Source organism: Rhizobium sp. Root1203 (assembly GCF_001424945.1).
GTDB lineage: Bacteria > Pseudomonadota > Alphaproteobacteria > Rhizobiales > Rhizobiaceae > Rhizobium.
Window position 1 is genome coordinate 77,573 of the sequence record NZ_LMCW01000067.1, and the last position, 14,593, is coordinate 92,165.

Genomic DNA, 14,593 nt, shown 5'->3' on the forward strand with positions numbered 1-14,593 from the left:
CTTCCTTCAGTCCCGCAGGAATGAGGAAAGGGCGGCGGTCATCAAGGAGATGGCGTTCCCTAGCCGTTACTGGCCATGACGGCAAGCTTGCGCACGTTGCTGGTGCTGTCCTGATCGAGCAGGCGGGTCGGGTAGTCCCCGGTGAAATAGTGATCGGTAAACTGTGGGTTGGCGTTGTCGCGATTCTCGCCGCCAACGGCACGGTAGAGGCCGTCGATCGAAAGGAACTGGAGCGAGTCCGCACCGATATAATCGCACATCGCCTTCAGGCTCGTATATTGGTTGGCCAGCAGCTTGTCGGCGTCGGGTGTATCGATGCCATAGAAATCCGGGAAATAGATCATCGGGCTTGCGACGCGGATGTGCACTTCCTTGGCGCCGGCATCCCGGATCATCTGGACGATCTTGTGGGAGGTCGTGCCGCGCACGATCGAGTCGTCGACCAGAACCACGCGCTTGCCTTCGATCATCGCCCGGTTGGCGGAATGCTTCAGCTTCACACCGAAGGCGCGGATCTGCTGCGTCGGCTCGATGAAGGTACGCCCGACATAATGGTTGCGGATGATGCCGAGTTCGAAGGGAATGCCGCTGGCCTGGGCGTAGCCGATGGCTGCCGGAGTGCCGCCGTCCGGAACAGGCACGACGACGTCGGCGTCGACCGGCGATTCCTTGGCCAAGTTCATGCCCATGTTCTTGCGCGCGACATAAACGCTGCGGCCGCCGACGACGGAATCGGGGCGGGCGAAATAGACATACTCGAAAAGACACAGCCGCTCCGGCTTCGGCGCCTCCGGCTTGCGTGCGTCGATGGTGATGGAACCGTCCGGCTGAATTTCGCAGATGATCACTTCACCGTTTTCGACGTCGCGAATGTATTTCGCGCCGATGATGTCCAGCGCACAGGTTTCGGAACAGAAGATTGGTTTGCCATCGAGCTCGCCCATGACCAGCGGCCGGATGCCGATAGGGTCGCGCGCGGCAATGAGCTTCGTGCGGGTCATTGCCAGCATCGAATAGCCACCTTCCATCTGGCGGATCGCGTCGATGAAACGGTCGGAGGAGGATGCCTGCTTGGAGCGCGCAATCAGGTGAAGGACAACTTCGGTATCGGATGTAGCCTGGAAGATCGCGCCATCGGCGATCAGCATGCGGCGCATCGTCAGGCCGTTGGTGAAGTTGCCGTTGTGGGCAACGGCAATGCCGCCGACTTCGAGTTCGGCAAACAGCGGCTGGACGTTGCGAAGTGCGACTTCGCCGGTCGTCGAATAGCGCGTATGGCCGATGGAGATGAAGCCGGGAAGCTTCGCGAGAGTCGCCGGGTCGGTATAGTGATCGCCGACGAGGCCCATTCGCTTTTCGGTGTGGAACTGCTTGCCGTCGAAGGTAACGATGCCGGCGGCTTCCTGCCCGCGATGCTGCAGGGCATGTAGTCCAAGCGCCGTCAGGGTCGCGCCGTCGGGATGCCCGAGAACGCCGAACACCCCGCATTCCTCGTGGAGCGTATCGCCATCGAGTTCATCGTTGAGCGTGGAGGAATGGGACTGGTTCATTGATGCGGGCCTTTGCTCTCACAAGAATGGATCGGCATTTCCAAAAACGGCTGAGGCCCGGCGGAGCGGATGCCCGGCCGGACCTTTATTCACGTCCCGCTCAAATGGCAATTGCCATGTGCCGGGTCAAGCTGTTGAACACTGCGTCAATTAGACGGCTGCTGTGCACCATTTGCAGGGGCAGGCGTGGCATCTTCGGCAGGTGCCTGGTCGGATGCCGGCGCATTGCCACCTTCCGCGTTGCCGCCCTGCGGCTGAATCTTCTCCATTACGCTTGCCCGCACCATCTGGGCGAACTCAGCCGGCAACACCGACTGCAGCTTCACGACCATCGAATCCAGGAACGGCTTGGACTTTGCGCTGTTGACCCAGTTCGGGCGGTGATCGACATCAACGAGCCAGTTCCAGAAGGCGGTGGCAACGACGAGCAGAAGTATGCCCCTTGCTGCGCCGAAGAGAAAGCCCAAAGTGCGGTCGAGCGCGCCGATACGGCTGTCGATGATGAAATCGGCGATCTTCATGGTGATGAAGGAGATCACGATCAGCGCAATCAGGAAGACGACGGCTGCCGAACCCACGATCGCGATGCGGTCGTCATCGGTGTACTTCTTGGCGTAGGGAACCAGGTACGGATAGAAATAGTAGGCGGCGGCCGCGGAGCCGCCCCAGCTGGCGATCGAAAGAACTTCGCGGGAGAAGCCGCGCACCATTGCAAGTACGGCGGAGAAAAGAACGACGCCGATGACAATACCGTCGAAAATCGTAATGGGCATATAAATTCAACTCCAGGACGTCCGCTTATCCGCGGCTCAGTCGCGCCTCATTGCGTGCTTCCTATATCATCACCGATGGCAGGGATGAAAGGATCAAACCTCGTCTTCCACACGTCGCAGCGCACCTTTCGAGCCCGCGATCCGTGCGACCAGATCCGGCAGGCTTTCGATCTCGCTCCAGCGACCATCTGTGCCCTTCGGCAGTTCGGCGGACCCCGACGGCAGCAACGCTGCAGAAAACCCCAGCTTCTCGGCTTCTTTGAGGCGCTGGGGGGTATGCGCAACCGGCCGGACGGCGCCCGACAGGCTGACTTCGCCGAAATAGACACAATCGGCCGGAAGGGCAATACCGGCGAGCGAGGAAACCAGCGCCGAGGCAACGGCAAGGTCGGCCGCCGGCTCGGAAATGCGGTAGCCGCCGGCGATGTTGAGATAGACGTCGTGCTGTCCGAGCCGGACGCCGCAATGGGCCTCGAGCACTGCGAGGATCATCGACAGGCGCGCGGAATCCCAACCGACGATCGCTCGCCGCGGAGTACCGAGCGACGTAGGCGCCACGAGCGCCTGTACCTCGACAAGAATCGGACGCGTCCCTTCCATTCCCGCGAAAACTGCCGCGCCCGGCGATTTCGCATTGCGTTCGCCGAGGAAAAGTTCGGATGGATTGGCGACTTCACGCAGCCCCTTGTCCGACATCTCGAAGACGCCGATCTCGTCGGTGGGGCCGAAGCGGTTCTTGACGGTGCGCAGGATGCGGTAGTGATGGCCGCGATCGCCTTCGAAATAGAGAACGGCATCGACCATGTGCTCGACCACGCGCGGACCGGCGATTTGCCCGTCCTTGGTGACGTGCCCGACGAGCACCATCGCAGCACCCGTCTGCTTGGCAAAACGGATCATCGCCTGCACGCCGGTTCGTACCTGGGTCACCGTTCCGGGCGCGGACTCTGCAAGCTCGCTCCACAGCGTCTGGATGGAATCGATGATGACGAGATCCGGCCGCTTGCCTTCGGCGAGCGTCGCCAGAATATCCTCGACGTTGGTTTCCGCCGCCAGCATCACATCGGTATCGGCGGCTTGCAGCCGTTGTGCGCGAAGCCGCACCTGCGCCACGGCCTCTTCGCCCGAGACATAGATGATCCGATGGCCGCGACGGGAAAGCTCTGCCGCTCCCTGCATCAGCAGGGTCGATTTGCCGATGCCGGGGTCGCCGCCGATCAGCACGGCCGAGCCGCGAACGAAACCGCCGCCGAGCGCGCGATCGAGTTCGGAGATGCCGGTATGGATGCGCGGCGCTTCCTCGATCTCGCCGGAAAGCGCCGTGAGCGCGACGGCGCGCCCCTTTTTCGGCGTCTTTGCCGGTCCGCCGCCGATCCCGCCCATCGGGTCTTCCTCGACGATCGTGTTCCACTCGCCGCAGCCCTCGCACTTGCCGGCCCACCTGTTGTGGACCGCGCCGCAGTTCTGGCAGATGAATTGTGTTCTGGCCTTCGCCATCAATTGCCGCTTTCGTTCAAACGGCCGGGCTGTTGCCGGCTCGAATCAGTCTTGTTGCCCAGATAATCATTCGAGGCACCGATCAAAACTAATGATTTCCCTATCAGGGGCCAACATGGCATCAGTTCTCCACTTTCTGTGAGGCTGGACGATGCTCGATTACTCGCTCGCACACTGGATCACGTTTCTCTCGGCAGCAGTTCTTCTTAATCTGTCGCCGGGTCCGGACATGGCGTTCATCCTCGGCCATACGGTCAAGAGCGGGATGCGCACCGGCTTTGCAGCCCTGTTCGGAATATGGACCGGCGCGTGCCTGCATGTGGCGATGGCGGCCTTCGGCCTATCTGCAGTCCTTGCCGCTTCCGCGGTGGCATTCACGGCCGTGAAGTGGATTGGCGCGCTCTATCTGGTCTGGCTTGGCATTCAGGCTTTGCGCTCGGACGGCCAGGGAGGTCTTGTCAAGGCGGCGGAAAACACCTTGCCTTGGCGTCGTGTCTATAGGCAGGGGATTCTCGTCTCGCTGCTCAATCCGAAGGTCGCAATTTTCTTCCTTGCGTTCCTGCCGCAGTTCGTCGTCGAGGGAGCCGGCCCGACATGGCTCCAGCTCGCGGTTCACGGCGTCCTGATCATCGTCGTCGCCGTCTTCATCGAGCCTCCGCTCATTCTGGCCGGTGGCCGCCTCGCGGATCTGATCAAACGCCGCAGGAGCGTCGGCCTGTGGCTCGACCGTGGGCTGGGAGCCTTGCTCGTCGCCCTTGGCGTGCGGTTGGCGCTGACGACGCGCTAGATCGCGTCGCTTTCGTCGTCGACGACGTAGCGCCGCTCGTGACGCAGCCCAATGCTGGTCAGGATCTCGTAGCCGATCGTCCCCGCCGCCCGTGCGACATCGTCGACGGCGACGTTTTTTCCGAACAGTTCGACGTAATCGCCTGCGCGCACTGCATTTTCCGGAAGGTCCGTGACATCGAAGATCGTCATGTCCATGCTGATGCGCCCGGCAATGGGGACCGTCCGGCCGGCAATGAAGGCTTGCCCGCCCTGCGGCACGCTCTGGCGCAGCGGTACCCCGGTGCTCGATTGGCTGCGCATGTAGCCGTCTGCATAGCCGACGGACACGATCGCCAGGCGGCTGTCGCGCTTCAACTGTACCGAGTGGCCGTAGCTGACGGATTGGCCTGCATTTGCCGTGCGCACCTGGATGATCCGCGCCTCCGCGGTCACCACCGGCCGCATCGGATTGGTCATGCCGCTGACGGCTTCACCGCCATACATGGAGATTCCGGGACGGGTTAGGTCGAAGTGATAGTCGCTGCCGAGAAAGATGCCTCCCGAAGCCGCAAGGCTTGAATCGATACCTTCATAAGCGGCGCTAACCCTCCGGAATGATTCGAGCTGATGCCTGTTGATCGGCGATGAGGGATCGTCGCTGCATGCAAGGTGGCTCATGACGAGAACCGGCGCGAAACTCGCGGGGCGGGAGACGTCGTCGGCAAGCGCGATCGCTTCGTCCATCGCAAGTCCCAGGCGGTTGAATCCGGTGTCGACGTGAAGCGCACACGGGTAGTCACCATACTCGGACAGCACAGCCATCCAGAAGGCAAGCTGTTCCTCCGACGAAATCACCGGGACCAGATCGTTCTCGAAGAAACGACGCTCGGTGCCCGGCCATATGCCGGAAAGGACGAAAATCCGGGCGTCGGGTGCATAAAGCCTGAGTGTTACGCCCTCATCGACGGTGGCCACGAAGAAGTCCCGCGCACCGGCCATATACAGCGCTTCGCCGGCGTCCTCGATACCGGTGCCGTAGGCGTCGGCCTTCACGACAGCTGCGGCACGCGCCCTGCCGGAGCGGCGCGCCATATCTTTCCAGTTCTCGGTCAGCGCAGTCAGGTCGACGGTCAGGCGCAAGCCCGCGGTGGCGAAAGGATCTTCATTTTCGAAGTCATCAAGAAGTTCTGTCATGGACGCGCCGTGGGAAATGGAGTGTTGGAAATTGGAAGTACCAATCTAGCGATCAACAAGGCAAAGCGAAAGAGTTCGGGCTGCATCTCGGCCTTGCGGTCACTTTTGTTCAAGACGCATGGCGTTTGTTGGACTATTTTCATGCGATGCAGAACGTATCGCAGAAACAGGCCGCGGAAGCGATGCCGCTCGTCGATGTCGAAATGGCACGCTTCTGGCGGGCCAGGCGCTTCCGTGACATGGAATGCCTGAGCGCCAGCTTTCTCACCCATGAATATGCACCGCACGCGCATGATACCTTCAGCATCGGCGCCATCGAAAGCGGCAGCCAGATTGCGAGAGTGAAGGGCAAACGGGAAGAAACCGGGCCAGGCGACCTTTACCTCATCGACCCCGGTGTCGTTCATGACGGGGCGCCCGGCGGGGAGGGATATCGCTACCGGATGATCTATCCGGACACGACACTTCTGGTCGATATCCTGGAGGATGTAAGCGGCAAGGTGTTCAACGCGACGCCCTCTTTCCCGAAGGAGCTTCCGCGCGATCCGCAAATGGCGATCGCCTTTCATGCCGCGCATCGCGCGCTGGAGACCGGCGCCGGAGCGCTGGAATCCGAGGAGGGCATGCTTCAACTGCTCGCTGCCCTCTTCGACAGACACGGCAGCGCCGTCATCGTTCCGCTCGATACGATGGAGCGCACGGCGGTGGCACGCGCCCGCGACTACCTGATCGAGAACTTCGACACCGATATCGGCCTTGAGGAAGTGGCGAAGGTCACCGGCCTCAGCCGCGCTCATCTCATTCGTGCTTTTCGCAAGGAATACCACATCACGCCGCATGCTTTCCTGACCGACAAGCGCGTGCGCGAAGCGCGAAAGCTGCTGCGCGCCGGGCAGGCGCCGGCGGATGTTGCAATCCAGTGCGGATTTGCCGATCAGGCACATTTTACCCGTCATTTCAAAGCGCGCACCGGCGTAACCCCGGGACAGTTCCGGGCGGGCTGATCACTTTCGTTCAATACGGACGCAGTAGCCCGGAATAACACCTCCTCACTTTGATCGATCTGGAGGTTTCCATGCTTCAGCGGAACCGGCCGGGCGGCGAATTTCTCGCCGGAGCGCGCGCCATCCTGCCACTGATTGTTGCCGTCGTCCCCATCGGACTTGTCTTCGGCGCTATGTCCGCCACGTCGGGGCTCTCCGCCCTTGAGGCCACGTTGATGAGTGCGCTGGTCTTTGCCGGCGGGTCTCAATTCGTCGCAATGGGCATTTGGACCCATCCTGCAAGCTGGGCGGGGCTCGGCTTTGCGGCGTTTCTCGTCAATATCCGACATGTGTTGATGAGTGCATCGATCGGCACGAAGATGCAGTCCTTCTCCGGTATCCAGAAATATGTGGCGATGCTTTTCCTTGCCGACGAACTATGGGCGATGGCAGAGTTTCGGGCTGGCGCCACCAAGCTGACGCTATCGTGGTATGCGGGCATCGTAGCGCCCTTCTACGCTGCCTGGGTCGGTTCGACGCTTGCGGGCGCGCTGCTTGGCGCGTTCCTCGGAGATCTTGCGACAATCGGCCTCGACTTCGCATTTCCGGCTGTCTTCGTGGTGTTGGTCATGAGGTTCTGGAAGGGGAGGGAGACCGGCACGGTGCTGGCGTCAAGCGCATTTGCCGCCGTCCTGGTCAATCATTTCGTGCCTGGCGTCTGGTACATAGCCGCAGGCGCTGTGGCCGGACTTTTCGCCTCGCTTTGGGCAGGCAGGACGAAAGCGGTTACGGCATGACGCTCGACTTTCACACCCTGCTTGCCATTCTCGCCATGGCGGCGGCCACTGTCCTTACCCGCGTTAGTGGTCTTGTCATCATCCGTCACGTCGAGATGACCGATCAAACCAGAGCCGCGATCGAAGCCATCCCGCCGGCGGTACTGATGGCTGTGATTGCCCCCACGGCATTTTCCACCGGTTGGGCGGAAACGGCCGCATGTTGCATCACCGCTCTGTCGGCCCGACGCCTGCCGATGCTGGCGAGCGTTGCGCTCGGTATCGCCAGCGTCGCGCTGTTGAGAGCGATCGGGCTTTGACGACGCGGGACATCGGTCCCAACCTCGGAATCAATGTTCCTCATACTGAATGAACGACGGATCGGCGAGATCGGCAAAGCGGGTGAATTCCGACTGAAAGGCGAGCTTGACCGTGCCGGTCGGTCCGTGACGCTGCTTGGCGATGATGACGTCCGCCGTGCCTTTTACCTTGTCGAACAGCGCTTCCCATTCAGGATATTTCGGATCGGCGATGTCGCGCGGCTCGCTGTTCTTGACGTAGTATTCCTCGCGGAACACGAACAGCACCACGTCGGCGTCCTGCTCGATCGAACCAGATTCACGAAGGTCGGAGAGCTGCGGGCGCTTGTCGTCGCGGCTTTCGACCTGACGGGAGAGCTGGGAAAGTGCGATGATCGGAACGTTCAGTTCTTTACCCAGCGCCTTCAGGCCGGTGGTGATCTGGGTGATTTCCTGCACGCGGTTCTCGCCTGACTTGCCCGAGCCGGTCATGAGCTGGATATAGTCGACCACCAGGCAGTCGAGGCCGCGCTGGCGTTTGAGACGACGGGCGCGGGCCGATAGCTGTGCGATCGATATACCACCTGTCTGGTCGATATAGAGCGGCACCTTCTGCATCATCATCGAGCAGGCGACGAGCTTCTCAAAATCGGCATCGTTGATGTCGCCGCGGCGGATCTTCGACGAGGAGACTTCCGTCTGCTCGGAGATGATACGGGTGGCGAGCTGCTCGGATGACATTTCCAGCGAATAGAACCCGACGACTCCGCCGTTCTTCGCCTTCGTGCTGCCGTCGGCCTGGACTTCGCCTTCATAGGCGGCTGCAATGTTGTAGGCGATGTTGGTCGCAAGCGAAGTTTTGCCCATACCCGGACGACCTGCAAGGACGATCAAGTCGGAGCGCTGCAGGCCACCCATTTTGGAATCGAGCGAGTGGATGCCGGTCGAGATGCCGGAGAGGCCGCCATCGCGTTCCTTGGCGACTGCCGCCATGTCGATCGCCAGCGCAACGGCATCGTTGAAGGCCTGGAACCCGCCGTCGTAGCGGCCGTTTTCGGCCAATTCGAAGAGGCGCCGCTCGGTGTCTTCGATCTGTGCCTGCGGCGGCATGTCGAGTGGCGCGTCGTAGGCGATATTGACGACATCCTCGCCGATGGTGATCAGCGCACGGCGCAACGCCAGATCGTAGATCGCGCGGCCATAGTCTTCGGCGTTGATGATTGTCACGGCTTCTCGGGCGAGGCGCGCGAGATACTCGGAGACTGTCATGTCGCCGACCTTGTCGTCGGCCTTCAGAAACGTCTTGATCGTCACCGGATTGGCGATTTTGCCCATGCGGATGATGTCGCCGGCAACCTCGTAGATCTTGCGGTGAAGCGGCTCGTAGAGATGTATCGGTTTCAGGAAGTCCGACACCCGGTAGTAGGCGTCGTTGTTCATCAGGATCGCGCCGAGCAGCGCCTGCTCCGCTTCGATGTTGTTGGGTGCTTCGCGATAGTGCTGCTCCGCCGGAGCAACAGCGGCAATCTTTCGAGCGACGTCGTTCATCTTGATCCGTTCTGTCTTTTTCAGCTTCGGGTGTGCAGCGCACCGGGCGCAAAATCAAGTGTCAGGCGGTTGAAGCTTTCGAAACGGGAGCACTTTGCCCACTGTTCGACTTCTCCACAGCGGAACTTGCGGTCAAAGCAAAAATACCGAAAGTGTCACCTTGAGGACACGACACAAAACGACTCACTTTGGCCTGAGTACGTGCTAGTTTAAGCCTGCGGGAAGAGGGTTGCATTCAAAACTCGTATTCCAGGCCCTTGAAACACATCTAAAAACAGGATAGGTAGCATATATATAATTAGCATACTAACAAAAATGGATTGAATGTAATGGCAAATCCCGTTCTCGGACGTGAACTCATCGAGGACCTGGCGGCTTTCAATAGAAAGCTCAGGGCCGTCTTCGACAAGATCGTCCGGGAGCGCAACATGACGCTGCCGCGCGCGCGGGTCTTCTTTACGCTCAACAAGAAGGACGGAATCAACCAGAAGGAGCTCGCCGATCGGCTGGAGCTCGAGACGCCGACGCTGGTCAGGATCCTGGATGCGATGGAGGGGCAGGGATTTGTCGAGAGGCGGGTCGCCGGCTCTGACCGTCGCGCCAAGGAAATCTACATTACCGAAACCGGGAAGGTCGTTGCAGGAGAAATCGACGAGATTGCCGTCAGCGTACGTGCACAGGTGATCGCCGGCATTTCCGAAAACGATCTGAAGACTACCTTGAATGTAATACGGGCCATGCAGGCCAATCTTCAGGGCATCCGCGGAGTATGAGGTTGTGTGAATGAGCCTTGCTCAGACCGGCAGCGACAAGGTTGAGCCGAAGGTGACAGGCGAGGCGACTGTCGAGCCTCAGCCGGCACCGCCACCGGTGCCAATTGCGATGCCGGGTTGGAAGATACCGTTGTACATGGGCGCATCACTCCTGCTGTTTCTGACGCAGGGTCTCGGGATGAACCTCCTCACGGCGAATATCTATCAGCTCCAAGGTTCGTTCTCGGCGACCACGGCGGAGGTTTCATGGCTCTCGGCAGCCTACATGGCGCCTTATGCAAGTTTGTCGATCGCCCTCTTCAAAATCCGCACACAGTATGGTCTCAGGCGCTTTGCAGAGCTTGGTATCATCTGCTTTGTCGTCGCGGCGGCCCTCAACCTTCTCGTAACCGATCTTCATTCGGCGATTGTCGTCAGGACGATCAGCGGCATTGCGGCGGCGCCGCTGTCCACGCTCGGCTTTCTCTATATGCTGGAGGCGTTCGCGCCCGAAAAGAAGCTTTCGGTCGGCATAAGTCTGGCGCTTATGTGTACACTTTTTGCTGCCCCCGTTTCGCGCATCATATCGCCGTCCCTGTTGGATTTCGGTGGCTATCACGCGCTGTACATGCTCGAGATGGGGCTCGCGCTCATCGCCTTCGCGATTATCTATACCCTGCCGCTCACGGCACCGCCGCGCACTGTTGTGATCCAGCGGCTCGATATCCTGAGTTATCTCCTGCTTGCGATCGGCTTCGGCTGCCTCGCTGTCGTCCTGACGCTAGGGCGCCTGTATTGGTGGTTCGAAGCGCCGTGGCTGGGCATTCTGCTTGCCACCGCGGTCGGCTCTCTCGCCCTGGTGCTGGTCATCGAGTTGCCGCGCGACAATCCGCTGCTCGATTTCCGCTGGCTGCTGGCGGGCGCCAACTTGCGGATGGCGGGCGTTCTCCTTCTCTTCCGATTCGTGTCCTCCGAACAATCCTCGACAGCCGCGAACCTCTACCAGCAGCTTGGCATCCTCAACGATCAGACGACCACCCTCTATGCTGTCATCCTGCTCGCATCATTGGTCGGCGGATTGTTCTGCACGCTGCTCATGACGACGCGCTATGTCGAGACCGCTCATATTCTGGCCCTGATACTGATCGCGGCCGGCGCGTATCTCGACAGCCAGTCGACCAGCTTGACGCGCCCCGAACAGATGTACCTGAGCCAGGCCATGGTCGCAGCCGGTGCCGCGATGTTTCTCCCGCCGGTCATGGCAAGCGGTTTCAAGGCGGCAATGGCGCGGGGCATGCCCTTCATCGTCAATTTTCTGGCGATTTTTCTGTTCACGCAGAGCATAGGCTCCCTCTTCGCGTCGGCCATGCTCGGCACCTTCGTCACCATTCGCGAGAAGTTCCACTCGAACGTTCTGGTCGAACACATGCTCTTGCAAGACCCGGTGGTCGCGCAGCGCGTGTCCCAACTGACTGCCGCCTATGCCAAGGTCATAACCGACAAGACTCTGCTGAATGCGGAAGGCATTGCCCTGCTTGGCCAGCAAGTCACGCGTGAGGCATATGTCCTTGCCTATAACGATACATTCCTGGTGATTTGCCTTGCCTCGCTTCTGGGGCTGGCTGTTCTCCTCCTTCACCAAGCGTTGCGGCGGCTTCCCTGGCTTGAAATGAGCCGACAGGACTCCTCCGTAGCCCAAACCTGATCACAGAGTTCCGCGCATGTTGAAATTTTTCCGGTCGCCGGCAAGCATGATCGCCCTCCTGGCAGGCATAGCGGGGGTACTTCTCGTCCTCTACGCCTGGCGCCTGCCGCCGTTCGTCACCTCGGTCGAGACCACCGACAACGCCTATGTCAGAGGCTACGTGACGATCATGAGCCCCCAGGTCAGCGGCTACGTCGTCGAAGTTCCCGTCAAGGACTACGAGCAGGTGAAGCAGGGTCAGGTCCTGGCAAGGATCGACGGCAGGATCTATGCCCAGAAGCTTGCTCAAGCCCGGGCAGCGCTGGATGGCCAGAAGGCGTCGCTGGATAATTCGCGCCAGTCGGAACTCTCTGCCAGGGCAACGATCGCGTCGAGCGAGGCGCAGATCGACAGTGCCAACGCTGCGCTGAAGCGCGCGCAACTCGCCTGGGACCGGGTCAGCAATCTCAACGATCGCGGCATTGCATCCGCGAGCGAATCCGAACAGGCGCAGGCAACGTTGGAGCAGGCCAAGGCGGCGCTGAACCAGGCCCAAGCGGCTCTGGAAGTTTCCAAGCAGAGCCTTGCGACGATTATCGTCAATCGCTCGTTGCTCGAGGCCAATGTCGCAAGCGCCGAGGCCACCGTGCATCTGGCGGAAATCGACCTTCAGAACACCTCGATCGTGGCGCCGCGCGATGGCCATCTTGGCGAAGTGGGTGTTCGGCTCGGGCAGTATGTGGCCGCGGGCACACAGCTCATGGCCGTGGTGCCGGAGGACGTTTGGGTCGTCGCCAATTTCAAGGAAACGCAGCTTGAGGGGATGGAAGTCGGTCAGCCGGTGTCTATCGTTGTCGACGCTCTCGGAAAGCAGCGTCTGACTGGGCGCATAGAGCGCTTTTCGCCAGCCGCCGGTTCGGAGTTCGCTGTCATCAAGCCTGACAATGCGACCGGCAATTTCGTCAAGATCGCCCAGCGCGTCGGCGTGCGCATCAGCATCGATCCGGACCAATCGCTCGCCAGGAGCTTGACGCCCGGCCTGTCCGTCGTGGTCAACGTCGACAAGAGTGTCGAGCCCGAAGCGAAGACTGCGGCGAAATAGAAAAAGCCCGGCGCGAACCGGGCTTTCTGCACTCAGGAGATCGCTCTCCAGAAATACTATTCGTCGTCTTCTGCGTTGCCGTCAGCTTCCGGATCGAAAAAGTCTTCCGGACGCAGGGCGTCTTCGTCAACACCGTAGATGGCATCGACGGAGGTGAGGGTCTCGCCCTTCAGCTGGCGCTCGGCTTCTTCGGCCGAACGTGCGACGTTCAGTTCGATCTTGATTTCAACTTCGGCATGAAGCTGGAGCTCGACCTGATGCAGACCGATTGCCTTGATCGGCGTGTTCAGGTGAACCTGGTTGCGGCCGATGTTGAAGCCTTCTGCGGCGAGGATTTCAACGACGTCGCGAGCAGCGACCGAGCCATACATCTGGCCGGTTTCGCCAGCCGAACGAACGACGATGAACGACTTGCCTTCGAGAACGTCGGCGACCTTCTGGGCTTCCGACTTGCGCTCGAGGTTGCGGGCTTCGAGCGTTGCGCGCTCGGATTCGAAACGGGTCTTGTTCGCAGCATTGGCGCGCAGAGCCTTGCCGAGCGGCAGGAGATAGTTGCGAGCAAAGCCGTCGCGAACCTTTACGGTTTCGCCCATTTGGCCGAGCTTGGAGATGCGTTCGAGAAGAATGACTTCCATCTTGGTGTTCCTTTCGTGTCTCTAGATTTTCGTGTCTGTCTGTTTGGGGGCATCAGCATCCTTGTTCGGGGTGAGAGCGATCGCCTTTCGGGTATCGCTGAGCCCCACCACGAGGATGAAAAAGGCTGGCACCATCAGCAACAGCGATGCCAGGTAGCAGAGGATCAGCGCCGGCAGGCGCCAATCCTTTCCGCGGGTGCGAAAATGCAGCGCGGCAAAACCGGAGAGCAGGAAGCCGGCGCCGAATGTGCCGACAAGCGTCGCTCCGATCATCGCCGGGATGCCGCCGAAGAAAGTGGCGGCAAGTCCGACGAGGAAAATGAAGATCGAGTTGCGGTTCATCCTCAGTGAGGAGGGGATATCCTCACGGGGGCGCAGGCCGCGGCCCGACGCGCTGACGACGCGCGTGGCAATGTAGTAGGCGGCAAACAGCATGATGACCCACATGCCGCCCTGAATCGCCGGCAGCAGCAGGAGGACCAGCGACTTGGTCTGCGCAATCGTCGCAGCGTCGGGAGCGAATTCGGATTGTTGCTGTGCGATCGAGCCGAACAGGACGTCGACCAGCCTGTCGATAAGATCCGGGCCGTAGCCAATCATCACGCCCACGACGATCACGGCAACCGTCACAAGCGCACCGAGATGCAGGAGGATGTCGGAGAGTGGATACCACGCCATCAGGTGGTCGGGTCCGCCAAGCTCGGCGGCGGGACGGGCAAGGTTTGCGAGATGGCTGAGCCATCCGGCCGGCAGGAGCGTAACCAGCGTCATCATCAGCGCAAACGAAGGCGAGATGGCGATCGCGCCCAGCGCGGCAGCGGTAACCACGGCAGAAACGGCCGCGAGGTTCCCCCAGCCGAGGCCGACGAGAAGGATCGGAAGAGCGGAGGCAGCATAGAGAACGGAACTGAACGACGGCTGCAGGCTCGCGCCGAGCACCAGAAGTGCGGCGGTCAATCCGGCGAGCGCGCCGATGCCAAGCGTTTTAGTGTTCAATTGTTTCAATGTCGCTGTCCTGCTTCATCAAGCAGT

Annotated in this window: 14 protein-coding genes; 7 read left to right on the forward strand and 7 right to left on the reverse strand. The window is 60.6% G+C overall.

The genetic code is table 11. The features are described from left to right. Positions 1-59: 59 nt before the first annotated feature. From purF to radA, 3 genes are all read right to left on the reverse strand, one after another. Complete coding sequence (gene purF / locus ASC97_RS29865) at positions 60-1,550, reverse strand: amidophosphoribosyltransferase (protein WP_057471951.1); 1,491 nt, start codon at positions 1,548-1,550, stop codon at positions 60-62. A gap of 146 nt (positions 1,551-1,696) precedes the next feature. Next, positions 1,697-2,323 (reverse strand): CvpA family protein, encoded by a 627-nt coding sequence (locus ASC97_RS29870; protein ID WP_057471952.1) that lies wholly within the window; start codon positions 2,321-2,323, stop codon positions 1,697-1,699. A gap of 93 nt (positions 2,324-2,416) precedes the next feature. Then, entirely contained in the window at positions 2,417-3,820 is a 1,404-nt protein-coding gene (gene radA, locus ASC97_RS29875; RefSeq protein ID WP_057471953.1) for a DNA repair protein RadA, read from the reverse strand. A 151-nt stretch (positions 3,821-3,971) separates the two neighbouring features. Between radA and ASC97_RS29880 the strand changes: the two genes are divergently transcribed. Further along, the gene (locus ASC97_RS29880) at positions 3,972-4,607 is read left to right on the forward strand and encodes a LysE family translocator (RefSeq protein WP_057471954.1); all 636 of its coding nucleotides are present in this window, start codon (positions 3,972-3,974) and stop codon (positions 4,605-4,607) included. Here ASC97_RS29880 and alr read toward each other — a convergent pair. Beyond that, a complete protein-coding gene (gene alr, locus ASC97_RS29885) occupies positions 4,604-5,782 on the reverse strand; it encodes an alanine racemase (RefSeq protein WP_057471955.1) in 1,179 nt (392 codons plus the stop codon). The two genes, ASC97_RS29880 and alr, sit on opposite strands and share 4 nt — an antisense overlap. Before the next feature lie 182 nt (positions 5,783-5,964). On the opposite strand from alr, the gene ASC97_RS29890 reads away from it, so the two are divergent. The 3 genes from ASC97_RS29890 (at position 5,965) to ASC97_RS29900 (ending at position 7,861) form a co-directional block, all read left to right on the forward strand. Beyond that, positions 5,965-6,786 (forward strand): AraC family transcriptional regulator, encoded by an 822-nt coding sequence (locus ASC97_RS29890; RefSeq protein ID WP_057472083.1) that lies wholly within the window; start codon positions 5,965-5,967, stop codon positions 6,784-6,786. A gap of 71 nt (positions 6,787-6,857) precedes the next feature. Then, the gene (locus ASC97_RS29895; protein ID WP_057472084.1) at positions 6,858-7,562 is read left to right on the forward strand and encodes an AzlC family ABC transporter permease; all 705 of its coding nucleotides are present in this window, start codon (positions 6,858-6,860) and stop codon (positions 7,560-7,562) included. Beyond that, entirely contained in the window at positions 7,559-7,861 is a 303-nt protein-coding gene (locus ASC97_RS29900; RefSeq protein WP_057471956.1) for an AzlD family protein, read from the forward strand. The genes ASC97_RS29895 and ASC97_RS29900 overlap by 4 nt, the downstream gene beginning before the upstream one ends. A gap of 30 nt (positions 7,862-7,891) precedes the next feature. Here ASC97_RS29900 and ASC97_RS29905 read toward each other — a convergent pair whose 3' ends face one another. After that, positions 7,892-9,388 (reverse strand): replicative DNA helicase, encoded by a 1,497-nt coding sequence (locus tag ASC97_RS29905; protein WP_057471957.1) that lies wholly within the window; start codon positions 9,386-9,388, stop codon positions 7,892-7,894. A gap of 329 nt (positions 9,389-9,717) precedes the next feature. On the opposite strand from ASC97_RS29905, the gene ASC97_RS29910 reads away from it, so the two are divergent. Genes ASC97_RS29910 through ASC97_RS29920 form a run of 3 tightly spaced genes read left to right on the forward strand, consistent with a single transcriptional unit; the run spans position 9,718 to position 12,926 of the window. After that, complete coding sequence (locus ASC97_RS29910) at positions 9,718-10,161, forward strand: MarR family winged helix-turn-helix transcriptional regulator (protein ID WP_057471958.1); 444 nt, start codon at positions 9,718-9,720, stop codon at positions 10,159-10,161. A gap of 10 nt (positions 10,162-10,171) precedes the next feature. Further along, positions 10,172-11,845, forward strand: coding sequence for an MFS transporter (locus ASC97_RS29915; protein ID WP_057471959.1), 1,674 nt, complete (start codon positions 10,172-10,174; stop codon positions 11,843-11,845). A gap of 16 nt (positions 11,846-11,861) precedes the next feature. After that, positions 11,862-12,926 (forward strand): HlyD family secretion protein, encoded by a 1,065-nt coding sequence (locus tag ASC97_RS29920; protein ID WP_057471960.1) that lies wholly within the window; start codon positions 11,862-11,864, stop codon positions 12,924-12,926. 56 nt (positions 12,927-12,982) lie between these two features. Here ASC97_RS29920 and rplI read toward each other — a convergent pair whose 3' ends face one another. Then, on the reverse strand, positions 12,983-13,561 hold the full coding sequence (gene rplI / locus ASC97_RS29925) for a 50S ribosomal protein L9 (protein ID WP_057471961.1): 579 nt from the start codon (positions 13,559-13,561) through the stop codon (positions 12,983-12,985). A 21-nt stretch (positions 13,562-13,582) separates the two neighbouring features. Further along, entirely contained in the window at positions 13,583-14,566 is a 984-nt protein-coding gene (locus ASC97_RS29930; RefSeq protein ID WP_057471962.1) for a DUF2232 domain-containing protein, read from the reverse strand. Positions 14,567-14,593 lie beyond the last annotated feature (27 nt).

Excerpts from the sequence above, each read along its gene's own strand:
- radA (WP_057471953.1), bottom strand. The coding sequence starts at position 3,820 with ATGGCGAAGGCCAGAACACAATTCATCTGCCAGAACTGCGGCGCGGTC.
- ASC97_RS29905 (WP_057471957.1), bottom strand. The coding sequence starts at position 9,388 with ATGAACGACGTCGCTCGAAAGATTGCCGCTGTTGCTCCGGCGGAGCAG.
- ASC97_RS29870 (WP_057471952.1), bottom strand. The coding sequence starts at position 2,323 with ATGCCCATTACGATTTTCGACGGTATTGTCATCGGCGTCGTTCTTTTC.
- ASC97_RS29900 (WP_057471956.1), top strand. The coding sequence starts at position 7,559 with ATGACGCTCGACTTTCACACCCTGCTTGCCATTCTCGCCATGGCGGCG.
- ASC97_RS29910 (WP_057471958.1), top strand. The coding sequence starts at position 9,718 with ATGGCAAATCCCGTTCTCGGACGTGAACTCATCGAGGACCTGGCGGCT.
- ASC97_RS29895 (WP_057472084.1), top strand. The coding sequence starts at position 6,858 with ATGCTTCAGCGGAACCGGCCGGGCGGCGAATTTCTCGCCGGAGCGCGC.
- rplI (WP_057471961.1), bottom strand. The coding sequence starts at position 13,561 with ATGGAAGTCATTCTTCTCGAACGCATCTCCAAGCTCGGCCAAATGGGC.
- alr (WP_057471955.1), bottom strand. The coding sequence starts at position 5,782 with ATGACAGAACTTCTTGATGACTTCGAAAATGAAGATCCTTTCGCCACC.
- purF (WP_057471951.1), bottom strand. The coding sequence starts at position 1,550 with ATGAACCAGTCCCATTCCTCCACGCTCAACGATGAACTCGATGGCGAT.
- ASC97_RS29915 (WP_057471959.1), top strand. The coding sequence starts at position 10,172 with ATGAGCCTTGCTCAGACCGGCAGCGACAAGGTTGAGCCGAAGGTGACA.
- ASC97_RS29880 (WP_057471954.1), top strand. The coding sequence starts at position 3,972 with ATGCTCGATTACTCGCTCGCACACTGGATCACGTTTCTCTCGGCAGCA.
- ASC97_RS29920 (WP_057471960.1), top strand. The coding sequence starts at position 11,862 with ATGTTGAAATTTTTCCGGTCGCCGGCAAGCATGATCGCCCTCCTGGCA.
- ASC97_RS29890 (WP_057472083.1), top strand. The coding sequence starts at position 5,965 with ATGCCGCTCGTCGATGTCGAAATGGCACGCTTCTGGCGGGCCAGGCGC.